Raw genomic sequence first — 16,025 nt, 5'->3', positions numbered from 1 at the left:
GCCACCGCCTCCCGCGACAACAGCTGCGCCCACCGGCGAAACGACGTCCCCACCGGCTCCAACCGAACCTCCCCACCCGCCTCCACCGCAGCCCACGCAGCAGCAAAATCAGGCAGCAAAATCCGCCACGACACCCCATCCACCACCAAGTGATGAACAACCAACAACAACCGCCCCGCAACAAGCGGCCCCGAATCCAGCCACACCACCTGCAACATCACCCCGGCAAACGGATCCAACCGCCCCCGAGCCGCCTCCAACTCCCCCTCAACCACACCCTCAACAGCCACCCCGTCCAAACCCGCGACATCAACCCGCCGCACCAGACCACCAGCAGCAACAGACCCCGCCCCACCAACCTCCAAACCCCACCCAACCCCACCAGACACACACAACCGCAGCACATCATGACGATCCACCACCGCCTGCACCACAGCCGTCAAACCCTCAACACTCAAACCCCCCGGCACACCCACCACAACCGACTGACAAAAACCCCCAACCGGCCCACCACGCTCCAACAACCACCGCACCACCGGCGTCGGCACCACACCACCCACACCCACATCCCCACCAGAAACACCCACCCCATCCACCAACGGACTGGCAACACGAGCCAGTTCGGCCACGGACGAGTGCTGGAAGACGTTTCGAGGCGTGATCAACAGTCCGGCGGCACGGGCTCGGCTCACCAGCTGGATCGACATGATGCTGTCGCCGCCGAGATCGAAGAAGTTGTCGTCAATACCCACCTGAGGCACACCCAGCACCTCGGCGAACAGCCCGCACAACACCTCCTCCACCGGAGTACGCGATGCGCGACCGCTCGTCTCCGTCTCGTAGACGGGTTCCGGGAGGGCCTTGCGGTCGACCTTGCCGCTCATGGTGAGCGGTAGGCGTTCGAGGACGACGATGCCGGCCGGGACCATGTACGAGGGCAGCACGTCGCTGAGGCTGCGGCGGACGCCGAGAGCGGTGACCTCTGCTCCGGGCGTCGACTCCACGTATCCAACGAGGCGCTTGTCCCCGGGGCGGTCCTCCCGGACCATCGCGACGGCCCTGGCGACGCCGGAGAACGCGGCCAGTGCGGCTTCGACCTCGCCCAGCTCGATCCGGAACCCCCGGACCTTCACCTGATCGTCGACCCGGCCGACGAAGTCCAGCTCACCCCCGTCACGCCAACGCACGAGATCCCCCGTGCGATACATCCGCGAACCCGCAGCCCCGAACGGATCGGCCACGAACCGCTCCGCCGTCAGCCCCACCCGATTCAAATAGCCACGCGCCACACCAGGACCCGCGATGTACAACTCCCCCACCGTCCCCGGAGGAACCGGCCGCAACCCCCAATCCAGCACGTACACCAACGTGTTGTCCAAAGGACGACCGATCGGGGGAACGCCCTCCCCGGTGAGGGGGTCGCTGGCCGTGACGCACACCGTGCCCTCGGTCGGGCCGTACGCGTTGATCAGCTGGTGCCGTACGGACCATCGCCCCGCCACCTCCGGCGGGCAAGCCTCACCCACGGTGTAGATCGTGCTGCCGGCCTGCAGGGCACGGTCGGGGAGTACGGCGAGGGCGGCCGGCGGCAGGATGGCGTGGGTGATCCCCTCCGACTCACAGAGGTCCGCCATGGCCTCTCCGGGCAGCATCCGCTCGCTGGAAGGGATCACGAGCGTGGCCCCGGACAGCAGAGCCATGAACAGCTCGGGCACCGCCGCGTCGAAGCTGGCCGAGGCGAACTGCAGGAACCTGCTGCCGGGCCCGACCTTGGCGTCCTCGATCAGGGTGAAGGCCATGTTGGGAACACCGGCGTGGGGCACCAGCACGCCCTTCGGCCCGCCGGTGGAGCCCGACGTGTAGATGACGTACGCCGTGTTCACCGGGGTGAGGACGCCCAGGCGGTCGGTATCGGTCAGGTCGTCGCCCGGGTGCCCGGCCGTCTCGGAGGCGGCCTCCGCCGTGTCCAGCAGGAGGGTGCCGCCGTCGAACGTGCCGAAGTCGGCATCCGACAGTGCCGCTGAGGTGATCAGGAGGAGCGGGCGGGCGTCCTGGAGCATGTACGCGGCGCGTTCGCCCAGGTAGTCCGGGTCCAGGGGCAGGTAGGCTCCGCCGGCCTTGAGGACCGCGAGCACCGCCGTGACGAACTCCGGACCCCGCGGCAGGCAGACGGCCACGACCTCCTCCGGACCCACGCCGCGGCGGACCAGCGAGCGGGCCAGCCGGTTGGCCCGGACGTTCAGTTCGGCGTAGGTGATCTCGGCGCCGTTGCCCGCGAGGGCGACCGCGTCCGGTGTGCGGCGTACCTGGGCCTCGAACAGTTCGGCCAGGCAACCCCGCGGGTGGTCGGCGGTGTCTCCGAGCCAGGTGCCGAGGACGCTGTCCCGCTCCTGGGCGCTGAGCACGTCGATATCGCCGATGGGGCGGTCGGGATCCGTAGCCGCTGCTTCGAGCAGGCGGACCAGCCGTCCGGCGATGCCGTCGACCGTGCTGTGGTCGAAGAGGTCCGCGCTGTACTCGACGGTGCCGTCGATGCCGTCGGGAGTGCCGTCGGAGCTCTGGCGCTCCTTCAGCCCGAAGGAGAGGTCGAACTTGGCGACGGCGAGGTCGACGGGCTCCGGGCGGACCTCCACTCCCCGGAACGCCGGCCCCGCGGCGGCGTTCTCCAGGGCGACGAGCACCTGGAAGAGGGGCTGGCGGGACAGCGAGCGCTGCGGGTTCAGCATCTCCACCAGCCGCTCGAACGGCAGGTCCTGGTGGGCGTAGGCGGCGAGGTCGGTCGTCCTCACCCGCTGGACCAGCTCTGCGAACGAGGGATTTCCGGAGGTGTCGGTGCGCAGCACGATGGTGTTGACGAAGAAGCCGACCAGTCCGTCGAGGGCCTCGTCCGTACGGCCCGCCACCGGTGTCCCGATGGGCAGGTCGGTGCCGGCGCCGAGGCGGGTCAGGAGGGCGGCGACGCCCGCCTGGAGGACCATGAAGAGGCTGGCGCCCCGTGCACGGGCCACTGCGGCCAGGGCCTGGTGCAGTTCGGCGGGCAGCTCGAAGCGGACCGTTCCGCCGCGGTAGCTCGACGCCTGGGGCCGGGGCCGGTCGGCGGGCAGGGGGATCTCGTCCGGCTGGCCGGCCAGCGCGGCGCGCCAGAACTCCAGCTGGCCGGCGGCGATGCTCTCCTCGTCGTCCGGATCGCCCAGGAGCTCGTGCTGCCACAGGGTGTAGTCCGCGTACTGGACGGGGAGGGCTTCCCAGTCGGGGGTGGTACCGGCCAGTCGGGCCGCGTACGCGGCGGCGAGGTCAGCGGTCAGCGGGGCCACGGACGAGCCGTCTCCGGCGATGTGGTGGAGCAGGAGCAGGAGCACCTGGCCTCCCTCGGCCAGCTCGAACAGCTCGGCGCGCAGGGGCGGTTCGGTGAGTACGTCGAACTGGTGGCGCGCGGCTTCGGCAAGGTCGCCGGGGACCCGCGCGGCGCTGCTCCGCGTCACGCGCAGTGCGGGGCGCGCCTCTTCGGGAGTGAGCACGTGTTGGCGCGGTACTCCACCGGTCTCCGGGAACACGGTCCGCAGCGCCTCATGGCGTTCGACGAGGTCCCCGAGGGCCGCTCGCAGGGCCGCCGTGTCCAGCTTCCCCTCCACGCGCAGCGCGAAGGTGATGTTGTAGGTGGCGCTCGGCCCCTCCAGGTGCCGGAGGAACCACAGCCGCCGCTGTGCGAAGGAGAGGGGGACCTGGGGCGGTCGCGGCATCGCGGTCACCACCGGGCGAGCCGCGGCGTTGGTCTCCGTCAGCCGATCGGCCAGCCGGGCGGGCGTGGGCGCCTCGAACAGGCTGGTGACGGAGAACTCCACGCCGAGTACGGTGCGGATCCGGCCGGCCAGTCGGGTCGCGAGGAGCGAGTGTCCGCCGAGGTCGAAGAAGTTGTCGTCGGCGCCCACCGTGCGCAGGCCGAGGACGTCCTCGAAGAGCCGGCACAGGATCTCCACCTGCTGGCTGCCCGCGGGCCGGACGGTGCCGGGCGGGGTGGCGGCCCCGTCCGGGGCGGGGAGTGCCGCGTGGTCCAGCTTGCCGTTGGCCGTCAGCGGTATGGAGTCCACGATCAGGAACGCCGCCGGCACCATGTGTTCCGCCAGCAGCCGCGCGGCGTGGGTGCGCAGCGCCCGCGGGTCGGGGGCATGTCCCTTGCCGGCCACGACGTAGGCGACCAGCCGCTGGTCCCCCGGCTGGTCCTCTCGCACGAGTACCACCGCCTGTGCCACGTCGTCTCGGCCGGTGAGTACGGCTTCGACTTCGCCCGGCTCGATGCGGAATCCGCGGAGCTGCACCTGGGAGTCGGCGCGGCCCAGGTGCTCGAGCGTCCCGTCGGCGCGGCGCCGGCCCAGGTCGCCGGTGCGGTACATCCGGCTTCCCGGGGTGCCGAAGGGGTCGGCGACGAACCGCTCGGCGGTCAGTCCCGGCCGGTTCAGGTAGCCGCGCGCGAGGCCGTACCCCGCGACGTGGATCTCGCCCACCACGCCGGGCGGGACGGGCCGTCCGCGGCCGTCGAGTACGTAGGCCCGCAGGCCGGGGAGTTCCCCGCCGACCGGGCTGCGCCCCTGGACGGCCTGCATGCCGGCGCTCAGCTCGAGGTGGGTGACGTGCACGGTGGTCTCGGTGATGCCGTACATGTTCACCAGGAGGGGCGCCGCGTCGGCGTGGCGCTCGTACCAGTCGGGCAGCCTGCCCACGTCGAGCGCCTCGCCTCCGAAGATGACGTAGCGCAGTGAGGACGTGGTCGACGGCCCGGTGCTCTCCCTGTCCGCCTGCAACAGCTGGTAGAAGGCGGACGGGGTCTGGTTGAGCACCGTGACGCGTTCCCGTCCGAGCAGCTTCAGGAACTCCTCGGGGTCCCTGGTCACGGCGTGCGGGACCACTACGAGCCGGGCACCGTGCAGGAGGGCGCCCCAGGCCTCCCAGACGGAGAAGTCGAAGGCGTAGGAATGGAAGAGGGTCCATACGTCGCCCGCGCCGAACCGGAAGAGGCCGTCCGCGGCGTCGCACAGTCGGACCACGTTGCGGTGGGGGATCACGACACCCTTGGGGTTGCCCGTCGACCCGGATGTGTAGATGACGTACGCGGCGTGCTCCGGCAGCAGCGGCGTGGTGCGCTCCTCGTCGCTCACGTCGGATGCGCGGTGCCCGGCGAGCTCCGCCGCCGTGGCCGGGTCGCCGAGTACGACGCTCGGGACCCCGTCGGGCAGGCGGGTCACGAGCCCGGCCGTTGTCACCAGGCACACGGGCTCGGAGTCGCGCAGCATGTAGGAGAGGCGCTCCGCCGGGTAGGCCGGATCCAGTGGCAGGTAGGCGGCGCCCGCCTTCAGCACCGCGAGCATTCCCAGGACGAGGTCGGTGGAGCGCGGCAGGGCCAGGGCGACCAGGTGTTCCGGCCCCACCCCCCTGCTGACGAGGAGTCGCGCCAGCCGGTTGGCCCGCTGGTTCAGTTCGGCGTAGGTCAGCGCGGTGCCGTCGCAGGTCACGGCGATCGCGTCCGGGGTGGTCGCGGCCTGCGCTTCGAAGCGCGTGACGATGGTGGCCCCGGAGCGGTCCGCCGCGGCGGTCGCGGGTTCCAGTGCCGTCCGCTCGGCGGGCGTGAGGACGTCGTACGCGCTGATCGGCCGGCCGGGATCGGTGACCGCGGCCTCCAACAGCCGTACCAGTCGTCCGACGAGTGCTTCCGCCGTGGACGCGTCGAAGAGATCGCTGCTGTACTCGAGGGCGCCGACGAGCCCCGCGGGGTCTCCCCCGGGGTTCCGGCGCTCCGTGAGGTTGAGGAGGAGGTCGAACTTCGCGGCGAGTGCCTTGATCGGTGCCACGGTGGCCGTGAGGCCGGGCAGCTCGGGGGCGGCCGGATCGTCGCTCTGCAGGGCGAGCATCACCTGGAACAGCGGGTGACATGCCGCGGACCGCACGGGGTTGACCGCGTCGACGACCTGGTCGAACGGGGCGTCCTGATGGGCGTAGGCGGCCAGGTCGGTGCGCCGCGCCCGGTCGACGAGCTCGCCGAAGGCGGGGTCGCCGGCCGTGTCCATGCGCAGGACGAGCGTGTTGACGAAGAACCCCACGACGTCGTCGAGCGCTTCGTCCGCGCGGCCGGCGACCGGTGTGCCGATGGGGATGTCGGTGCCGGCGCCCATGCGGGTCAGCAGCGAGGCGAGGGCGGCCTGCAGCACCATGAACACGGTGGCCTGGTGCGCACGCGCCAGTTCCACGACCTTGTGGTGCAGTTCGGCGCCGAGTTCGACCGGGGCGGCGCTCCCGCGGTGGCTGGGCAGTGAGGGGCGGGGACGGTCGGCGGGCAGGGCCAGCTCTGCCGGTGCTCCGCGCAGGGTCTCCTTCCAGAAGGCCATGTCGCGGCCGATGACGCTGTCCCGGTCCTCCTTGTCGCCGAGGACCTCCCGCCGCCACAGCGTGTAGTCGGCGTACTGCACGGCCAGGGGCTTCCACTGCGGAGTCCGGCCGTCGAGGCGTGCGCGGTAGGCAGTGCTCACGTCCCGTGTCAGCGGTGCGAGGGACCAGCCGTCGGCTGCGATGTGGTGCAGCAGGACCAGCAGGACGTGGTGGCTCTCGTCGATCGCGTACAGGGTGGTGCGTATGGGCAGCTCGGTCCTGAGGTCGAAGCCGCGGCGCGCCTCGGCCTCGATCTCCGCCTCCACACGGCTCCCGCTGGTTTCGACGACCCGCAGGTCCGGATGGGCCGTGCCGGGGTCCAGCAGTCGCTGGTACGGCACCCCCTCGGTCTCCGGGTAGACGGTGCGCAGGACTTCCTGCCGCTGGAGCACGTCTCCCAGGGCGGCCCGGAGGGCCTCCCGAGAGAGCTCGCCGTCGAGGTGCAGCACGAGCGGGATGTTGTAGGTGGCAGCCGCGTCGTGGGCATCGTTCAGGAACCACAACCGCGCTTGCGCGTCCGACAGCGGCAGGTGTTCGGGGCGTACCGGCGCGGCGGTCAGGGCCACCCCGGCCGACTCCGCGCCGGCCAACCGTGATGCCAGCCCGGACACGGTGGGCTGCTGGAACAGGTCGCGTATCGACACCTGGGCGCCGAGCCCGTGGCGCACGCGGTTGATCAGCCTGGTGGCGAGGAGGGAGTCCCCGCCCATCGTGAAGAAGTCGTCGTCCACACCGATCACGGCCAGCCCGAGGACGTCCGCGAACATCGACCGGAGGATCTCCTCCTGCGGGGTGCGTGCTTCGCGGCCGGGCTTCGCGGTCCGGAAGTCGGGCTTCGGAAGGGCTGCCCGGTCCAGCTTGCCGTGGCTCGTGAGCGGCAGCTCGTCCATGACGAGGAGGGCCGCCGGGATCATGTACGCGGGTACCGACTCCCGCAAGTGGCGCAGGAGGTCGTCCGGGTGCGGGCGTGCGTGGCGCACCGGCACCACGTAGGCCACGAGGCGCTTGTCGCCGGGCCTGTCCTCCCGTACCAGGGCCACGGCCCGGGCGATGTCCGGGTGGCGTGCGAGCGCGGACTCGACCTCGCCCAGCTCGATGCGGAATCCGCGGATCTTGACCTGGTCGTCGGCGCGGCCGACGAACTCCAGCCGGCCGTCCGGCAGCCTCTTCACGAGGTCGCCCGTACGGTACATGCGGCGCCCGGCGGGACCGAAGGGATCGGCCACGAAGCGTCCCGCGGTCAGATCGGGGCGGTTCAGGTAGCCGCGCGCGAGACCCGCGCCGGCGATGTACAGCTCACCGACCGCCCGGGCGGGTACGGGCGACAGGCCCGCGTCGAGGACGTGTAACCGCATGTTGTCCAGCGGCCGGCCGATCGGTACGGAGTCGGCCTCCTCCGGCAGTGCGCGCATGGGGTTGCGGGAGGCGAACACCGTGGTCTCGGTGGGGCCGTAGCCGTTGACGACGACCGTTCCCGGGCAGGCGCCGATGACGCGGCGCACGGCGGCGGGGGCCACCACGTCGCCGCCTGTCCACACCTGGCGGACCTCGCGGAAGCATTCGGGGCTCTCCTCCGCGAGGACGTGGAAGAGGCCCGCCGTGAGCCACAGTCCGGTGATGCCGTGCTCGGCGATGAGTTCGCGCAGGGTGTGGGCATCCAGGTCGCCGCCGGGCGCGATCACCACCTCGCCGCCGGTCAACAGCGGTACCCAGCATTCGAGGATCAGCACGTCCCAGGCGTGGGGCGTGTGGAACAGGACCCGCTCCATGCCCCCTTCGTCCCAGCACCGGTCGCGGCTCAGTTCGACGATGTCCGCGTGTGTGAGGGCGGTGCCCTTGGGCGTGCCGGTGGATCCCGAGGTGTACACCACGCACGCGAGCTGGTCCGGCTCGACGCGGACCTTCGGCGCGCTCGGCTCACCGGCCGCGACACGGGGGTCGGCATCGACGACGATGACCTCGGCGTCGTGGACGAACCGGTCGGTCCGGGTGACGCGGTCGGTGAGGAGGACGGCTGCGGCCGTCTCGCCCATGATGTGCTCCCGGCGGGCAGCCGGGTAGCTGGGGTGGATCGGAACGTACGTGGCGCCGGCCTTCAGCACGGCGAGAACGGCCACGGCGAGGCTGTCCGACCGTTCCATGAACACGGCGACCGCTGCCTCGGGGCGCACACCGCGCGAGATCAGGACGTTCGCCAAGCGGTTCGCCCTGCGGTCCAGCTCCTCGTAGGTCAGTCGCCCCCCGCCGTACCGCAGCGCCGGGGCATCGGGCCGGGATGCGACTCGTGCGGCGAAGGCCGCCGGCACGGAGAGCGGGGGCGCGGCGCCCTCGGTCCCGGTGGAGTTCCACCGCTGAAGGGCCAGGTGTTCCTCATCGCCGAGCAACTCCAGGCTCCCGACCCGCTGTTCGGGACCGGCTGCCATGCTCGCCAGCAGCCGCATGAAGCGCTGCTGGTGACCGGCGAGGTCCTCCTCCGTGTAGAGGGCCGGGTTCGCGTCGAAGTCGACGCGGATGCCGCGGCCGTCGCCGCGGTCGTGAACGAGGACCGACAGGTCGGGGACGGGTCCGGTTCCGAGATTGTCGGCCACGGCCTTGCTCTCGCCGAAGCGGAGGTCGTAGTCGAACCGCATGATGTTGATGATGGTCCCGAACAGCCTGCGGTCCTCGCCGACGAGCTTGAGGTCACGCCGGAGATCTTCGACCCGGTAGCGCTGGTGCGCCATCACGAGGCGTACTTCCCGGGACACTTGATCGACGAGTTCCGTGACGGTCATGCCGGGGTGGACCGTCACCCGGAACGGCATGACGTTGGACGACATGTTGGGGATGCTGCGCGCGGTCTCGGTGGTGCGCCCCGTGAGGGGGAGCCCGAGGATGACGTCGTTCACCGAGGTCATGCGGTGCAGGTAGGCGGCGGTGGCGGCGATCACCAGTCGCGGCCAGCTGCCCCCGGCCGCTCGGGCGGCCTCGGCCAGGTTCCCGGTCTCTTCCGCAGAGAGGTGCGAGCTGCGGCGCAGAAAGGTGTGGGAGGTCGTCGCCGACCCTGCCGCCAGCCCGGTGACCTCCGGCAGGTCGGCCAGGCGCTCCAGCCAGAACCGCCGGTCCTGCTCGAACTGTTCCGAAGCCCGGTATTCGGCTTCCTCCTCGACGAGGAGCCTGGACTTCCCGAGAGCCTCCAGCTCGATCGGGTCGGACGCCGACCTCGCGGAGTACGTCTGCGCCACGCGGCGGACCAGCAGCGACAGTCCGAAGCCGTCGAGCACCACGTGGTGGATCCGCTGGAACCACACGTACTCGTCCGGGGCCAGGCGGAAGAGGGCCTCTGTCACCAGGGGACCTCGGGAGAGGTCCATGACCCGGTCGACTTCTGCCCGCATCCATTCCTCCGCCACGGAGAACGGATGGGGCTGGTCCCTGAGGTCGAATAATTGCAGCTTCAGGTCGGTCTCGGAGTCGCGGGTCTGCTGCGGCCCGTCGTTGCCCGCGGTGATGCGCACGCGCAGGGCATCGGCCTCGTCGAGCACCCGGAATAACGACTCCTCGAAGAGCCGCACATCGAGCGGACCTTCGATCCTGACGTACTCGCTCCAGCAGGAGATCGGGTTCTTGCTGTCCAACTGCTGGGCGAACCACATGCCGGCCTGAGCAGCAGTCAGCGGCCAGCTATCTTCGGCAGACTCAAGCACCGGTGTCTTCTCCAGAAAGATGGGAGCGTCAACGAGCGGATACCGACGAGAAAAAGCACACGGTGCAGCCTTCAGTTCAAGATCAACGGCTCGCAGAAGCAGGCCGGAGGCTGAAACACCAGTGAATTGGAGCGTTGATGTGGAGACGGTGTGAAGAATCCGTCAAACCTGGTGGATACGCCGTTCCACGCCGAGTCGGTGCCATCTCGTCGGGCGCGGTCTGATGGACCGTCTTATCTCTCTCATGGCACCCCCAACGCATCTTGTTAATTCCCTGAAGCAAGATCGACTGAATCAGCCAGCCGGGACGCTGACAAGCCTTTTGTGACACACGTCACGGATGCGCGTCAGAGGTTTACGGGAGCCCGGGGACTGCCATGTAAACGCTGGTCACAGGCAGTGTCCATTCCGCTTGGGAGAGCGGTGACCGGGCGCCGATAGGAAGGCGCGGAGGCGGTGGGCGCGACATCACCCGGGTGCGCGAATTCGGGCATCAGACAATGGCGGGGGGCGCCGAAGTCGGCGCGGCGCAGCCGCCGGAAACGATCTGGACAACCTTGGATCAATTCCGGCCAGCTTTCAGCCCCGTGTTGCACGGCGGAATTCGCCGCCGCGCCTGTTCGCCCGCTGAGCAGGCCGGGCGGACCACCCCGCCCGGTGACCGGAAATGGGGGTGGGCGCCACGAGGACCGAACCCGGGCCGTTCCGCTACGTGCCCGGCCTCCGGCGTACGGTCAAACTCTTCACGTAAAGGTTCTCAGCGGCGCTCTGCGCATCTGCATGAGGCCCGTAGGCAAAGCCGCCGCCCTTGAGAGTGGCGTACCATCCGCCGTCCGAGCTGTGTCGAACCCTCCCCAGATGCGTTCCGTTGTAGGTGACGATTTGTAAGATCTCGGATGGAGGGTTCAGCGGGGTGAGCGCCAGCCCTTCGGTGGTTTCAAGGATTTTTATCGCAGCCTCTTCCAAGTATCGAAGTTTCGCGACGTAGATGATTCGCTCTGCCGACTGGATGAGGTCTGTTGTCTGGTCTCCCTCGCCGGGCGAGCTCTCGGACGGCGAAGTACCGCTCTTCACGTCGTGGGCCTGCCCTATTCCCGTGTCAGTTTCCTGTAGGTGGCGCGGTGCGGGCGGGTGGCGTCCGCACCGAGGCGCTCGACCTTGTTCTTCTCGTACGACTCGAAGTTGCCCTCGAACCAGTACCACTTGGACTCGCCCTCGTACGCCAGGATGTGCGTGGCGACTCGGTCCAGGAACCAGCGGTCGTGGGAGATGACCACGGCCGCACCGGGGAACTCCAGGAGCGCGTTCTCCAGCGAGGACAGGGTCTCGACGTCGAGGTCGTTGGTGGGCTCGTCGAGGAGCAGCAGGTTGCCGCCCTCCTTGAGCGTCAGCGCCAGGTTGAGGCGGTTGCGCTCACCGCCGGACAGGACGCCGGCCGGCTTCTGCTGGTCCGGGCCCTTGAAGCCGAAGGCGCTGACGTACGCGCGGGACGGCATCTCGACCTGGCCGACGTTGATGTAGTCCAGCTCGTCCGACACGACCGCCCAGAGGGTCTTCTTGGGGTCGATGTTGGCGCGGCTCTGGTCGACGTACGAGATCTTGACGGTCTCGCCGACCTTGATCTCGCCGGAGTCCGGCGCCTCCAGGCCCTGGATCATCTTGAAGAGCGTGGTCTTGCCGGCGCCGTTCGGGCCGATGATGCCCACGATGCCGTTGCGCGGCAGCGTGAAGGACAGGTCGTCGACGAGGACCTTGTCACCGAACGCCTTGGAGAGGTTGTTGACCTCGACCACGATCGAGCCCAGACGCGGGCCCGGCGGGATCTGGATCTCCTCGAAGTCCAGCTTGCGCATCTTGTCCGCCTCGGCCGCCATCTCCTCGTAGCGGGCGAGACGGGCCTTGGACTTCGCCTGGCGGCCCTTGGCGTTGGAGCGGACCCACTCCAGCTCTTCCTTGAGGCGCTTCTGGCGCTTCTCGTCCTTGCGGCCCTCGACCTTGAGGCGGGTGGCCTTCTTCTCCAGGTAGGTGGAGTAGTTGCCCTCGTAGCTGATCGCGCGGCCGCGGTCGAGTTCGAGGATCCACTCGGCGACGTTGTTCAGGAAGTACCGGTCGTGGGTGACGGCGACGACGGCTCCCGGGTACTTCGAGAGGTGCTGCTCCAGCCAGTTCACCGACTCGGCGTCCAGGTGGTTGGTGGGCTCGTCGAGGAGGAGCAGGTCCGGGGCCTCGAGCAGCAGCTTGCACAGGGCGACGCGGCGCTTCTCGCCACCGGAGAGGTTGACGACGGGCCAGTCGCCGGGCGGGCAGCCCAGGGCGTCCATGGCCTGCTCCAGCTGGGCGTCCAGATCCCACGCGTTGGCGTGGTCCAGGTCCTCCTGAAGCTTGCCCATCTCCTCGAGGAGCTCGTCCGAGTAGTCGGTCGCCATCAGCTCGGCGATCTCGTTGTACCGGTCCACCTTGCCCTTGATCCCGGCGACGCCGGCCTCAACGTTCTGCAGGACGGTCTTGGACTCGTCCAGGGCGGGTTCCTGCATAAGGATTCCGACACTGAACCCGGGCGAGATGAACGCCTCGCCATTGGACGGCTGTTCAAGGCCCGCCATAATTTTCAAAACGGTCGACTTACCGGCGCCGTTGGGGCCGACCACACCGATTTTGGCACCCGGGTAGATGCCCAGCGTGACATCGTCGAGGATCACCTTGTCGCCGTGCGCCTTACGCGCCTTACGCATACTGTAGATCAGCTCAGCCATAGCTCAAGTCTAATGCCAGGTGGCTGAGTTGCATGTTTTGGCCATGCCTCTCAGCGCACGCACGGGCCCGCCCACCGGTATAGAGCCGTTTGATTTCGGCCAGTTCATCCTCGTCGAACACCTCGCCTCCGTGGGCCGTTGGCGGCCGCACGGTCGTCCCCTGGTCAAATTTCGGCCGTTGTCGTCGAAGATGGCGAACCGCCACACCCCGCCGCATGTGCGACCTCGCCCGACAGCCGGACATCAACCGAGTTCCGCCTTCTGGAGCCGGGCCGCGATCAGCCGCAGCAGGGGGCGCGCCTGATCCACCAGATACATGTGCCCGCCCGCAAGCTCAGAACTGGAGAACCGCCCTGTGGTGGTCCCGGCCCAGGCGGCGACTTCAGCGGCGTCGACCAGTTCGTCGTCTCTGCCGCGGATAGCGGTGACCGGGATGCTCAGCTTTGCGTCCGAACCGGGCCGGTAAGTCTCGTGCATCTCCACGTCGGCTCGCAAAGTCGGGAGTATGACGGAGCGCATGTCGTCATTGTCGAGGGCCGGATGCGAGTATCCCGCGAACCGGGCGACCTGGGCGATGAACTCCTCGTCGCTGAGACCCGTGGCGTGCTGCTCACGCCCGTTCTCGGGCGCCGGTGATCCACTGACGAAAAGGTGTGCGATCTGCGGACCGCCGGACGAGCCGAACCGATGGGCCAGTTCGTAGGCGAGCACAGCTCCAAGACTGTGCCCGAACAGGGCCACCTGCTGTTTCCCGTCGATTTCTCGGAGCAGTTGCTCGAACATTCCGTCGACGGCCTTGCCGACATCTCTGTGTGCGCATTCCGCTATGCGGTCCTCGCGACCGGGCAGCTGCACGGGGAGGACGTTCAGTCCACTGGGCGCCGCGGCCCGCCAGCCACGGAAGAAGGAAGCGCCGGCGCCGGCGAACGGGAGGCAGATCAGCGTGGTAGACAGCATGGGGGGTGCTTTCTGTGTCTGCAGATTGTTCGGACATTCACGAGTCGGGCTGGGTCACCTGTACAAAGACCACTTGTCGCCGTCGACCATGGTGGTACCGGGCAGCGCGATGAGTTCCGGCTTGAAGAGCGGCGGAACCTGCATTGCAGGCTCCCACGAGGCGAGCCGCTCCTCTTGCGGGACTTCGACCCTCCAGCCACGAGCGAGATCGTCGACGACTCGGCGCAGGAGATGCACACCGAGCGGTGCCAGATGTTCGCGCCAAAGGTTCTCGGGGGTCGATCCCGGAGGGACGAGCACATGCTCCTGAGCGGCGATCGGACCTCCGTCCGTGCGTTCCGTCAGGTGGTACACGGTTCCCCCGGTCACCTTGTCGTGGTCCCGGATGGTCCAACGGATCGCGTCCCGGCCGCGATGGAGCGGAAGCAGGCTCGGGTGGTATCCAATCGCGGCGGTTCCGGCGCGTGAGCGGGTTTCCCTCCCGATGAACGCGTGCGAGTGGGCGGCGACGATGACGTCGGTGCCGGCAGGTATGTGCGGCGCCCTCAGGGCGTCGGCGGGGACCCACGCGATGTCGCCGGCCATGGCCCACGAGCGGAGCCGGTCCCAGGAGAGCGCGTCATCTCCCGATCCCCCCTGGCGAGCGGGAGGGGACGCCACTCCCACTACCGCATGGCCGTCGTCGACCAGGGCTTCGGCCACTTGCACCGCAAACACACCGCGCCCCGACAGAAAGATGTTCACAATTCTCTCCAATTTGAACTATCGAGGATCCCGGCCGCCGAAGAACCTGACGATTTCACTATTCACGGCGTCTGGATTTTCCAGGTATCCCAAGTGCCCGCAGTGGGAAATTTCCCGATACTCGCTCCCGGGTATCGCGTCGGCCACTTCCTTGCCCAGGTGAGGCGGCGTCAGAACGTCGTCACCGAATGAAATGACGAGGGTGGGAGTCCTTATCTTCTGGTACGCCGGCAATCTATTGGGCATCAGATCCAGTTCCATCTGGGCGCGAAGACCGACAGGGTTCTTGGTCGGGAACTCCAGAAGATCAAGCCAGTCCGAAATGAGAGTGTCGCTGCTCTGGGTGCGCGGAGAGAGGTATTGCGTCGCTCGCATCACGGCCTCGCACTCCGGAGGCAAGCCGACCGCCTTGTCGTGAAGGGCCATTTCGGCAACGGCCATTGCCGCACGGAACGCGTCGGTCCGTCCGCGAGTTGCGATGAGGACGGCCTGAGACACGATGTCCCGGTGGGCGGCAATGAGTTCCTGGACGACAAACGCACCCAAGGAGACGCCGACGAGTCGGCATCCTTCGATTCCGAGCAGGCCGATCAGAGCAGCCGTGTCGGCCACCATGTCCGCGACCGTGAAGTCGGTTTGATCCGCGCCCAGAGGATTGATGCCTCTGTTGTCAAACGTGATTGTTCGATAGCCCGCCCCGTTCAGGAAGGGTGTCTGGTGAATGTTCCACACCTTCCCGGGACTTCCGGACCCCATGACCAGAAGTACGGGTTCACCTGCTCCGGAATCCTCAAAATTGACACGGATTCCATTGACGGCCGCCTGAGGCACTACTCCTCCTCTCGGGAAAAAGGATTCGGTCCGAAGGGGTAAATTTCCCTTGGTGGGGGTCGTTCTCGCACCATCAGGTCATGCCGGGGAGCGCATGCTCGTTCCACCGCTCCGGGGGACGCACGGGCGACCGCAGCCTCCCCGACCCAGGCGCGTCGCCGCTGGTCAGCCGCCTGTCGCCGACGCGGCTGGAGCTGGGCGATGGGCGCCGCCATGTGTCGGTCCGGCCACCGGCCATCCTCCGACGCCCCGCACGGACCTCCGGTCAGACCTGACCGGCCCGCATCACTTCGTCGGCTCACAAAGAGGCCAACGGCTCTACTCCGTCGGCGCTTTCGAGACAGTACCCCATAGAAATTTCGGGTGAAGGCGCCGTGGAATGGATTGCCCGACAGGGGATGCGAGAGAGGAGTGGGTGCGCCGCGGCCCGGCGAAGGTAGGGCGGCCGACGTCACAAGGACCGGGCATCGTGCCGGGTGCACCGGCCCGGCCTACGTCAGGGCCCGGCCGTCCCGCCGTGACCCGGGGGCGGGTCCGACTCACGACGGGGCGCCCGTTGTCCCGTCGACGGGACAACGGGCGCGACCCCGGGGCGGGCCGAGTTTCCCCTGTTTTCCGCCGCTCCTTTGGTGGTTCT

The 16,025-nt window shown here is 68.6% G+C and carries 6 protein-coding genes; all 6 read right to left on the bottom strand.

Translation table 11 applies throughout. The features are described from left to right. Nucleotides 1-10,052 (bottom strand): amino acid adenylation domain-containing protein (locus tag ACZ7GJ_RS24480; protein ID WP_470754672.1); only part of this gene is annotated, 10,052 nt, incomplete at its 3' end. A gap of 759 nt (nucleotides 10,053-10,811) precedes the next feature. Continuing rightward, a complete protein-coding gene (locus tag ACZ7GJ_RS24475; RefSeq protein WP_470754671.1) occupies nucleotides 10,812-11,177 on the bottom strand; it encodes a hypothetical protein in 366 nt (121 codons plus the stop codon). A gap of 14 nt (nucleotides 11,178-11,191) precedes the next feature. Then, entirely contained in the window at nucleotides 11,192-12,856 is a 1,665-nt protein-coding gene (ettA, locus tag ACZ7GJ_RS24470) for an energy-dependent translational throttle protein EttA (protein ID WP_470754670.1), read from the bottom strand. Between the two features lie 243 nt (nucleotides 12,857-13,099). Further along, nucleotides 13,100-13,813 (bottom strand): thioesterase II family protein, encoded by a 714-nt coding sequence (locus ACZ7GJ_RS24465; protein WP_470754669.1) that lies wholly within the window; start codon nucleotides 13,811-13,813, stop codon nucleotides 13,100-13,102. 54 nt (nucleotides 13,814-13,867) lie between these two features. Further along, nucleotides 13,868-14,557 carry a formyltransferase family protein gene (locus tag ACZ7GJ_RS24460; RefSeq protein WP_470754667.1) on the bottom strand — a complete coding sequence of 230 codons (690 nt, stop codon included), beginning with the start codon at nucleotides 14,555-14,557 and terminating at the stop codon, nucleotides 13,868-13,870. Nucleotides 14,558-14,575: 18 nt separating this feature from the next. After that, the gene (locus ACZ7GJ_RS24455) at nucleotides 14,576-15,388 is read right to left on the bottom strand and encodes an alpha/beta fold hydrolase (RefSeq protein WP_470754666.1); all 813 of its coding nucleotides are present in this window, start codon (nucleotides 15,386-15,388) and stop codon (nucleotides 14,576-14,578) included. Between the last annotated feature and the right edge of the window lie 637 nt (nucleotides 15,389-16,025).

This window comes from Streptomyces sp. NPDC037242, assembly GCF_055604165.1.
Note: the sequence above shows the minus strand (reverse complement) of the source record. Positions and strands in the feature narration are given on the sequence as shown.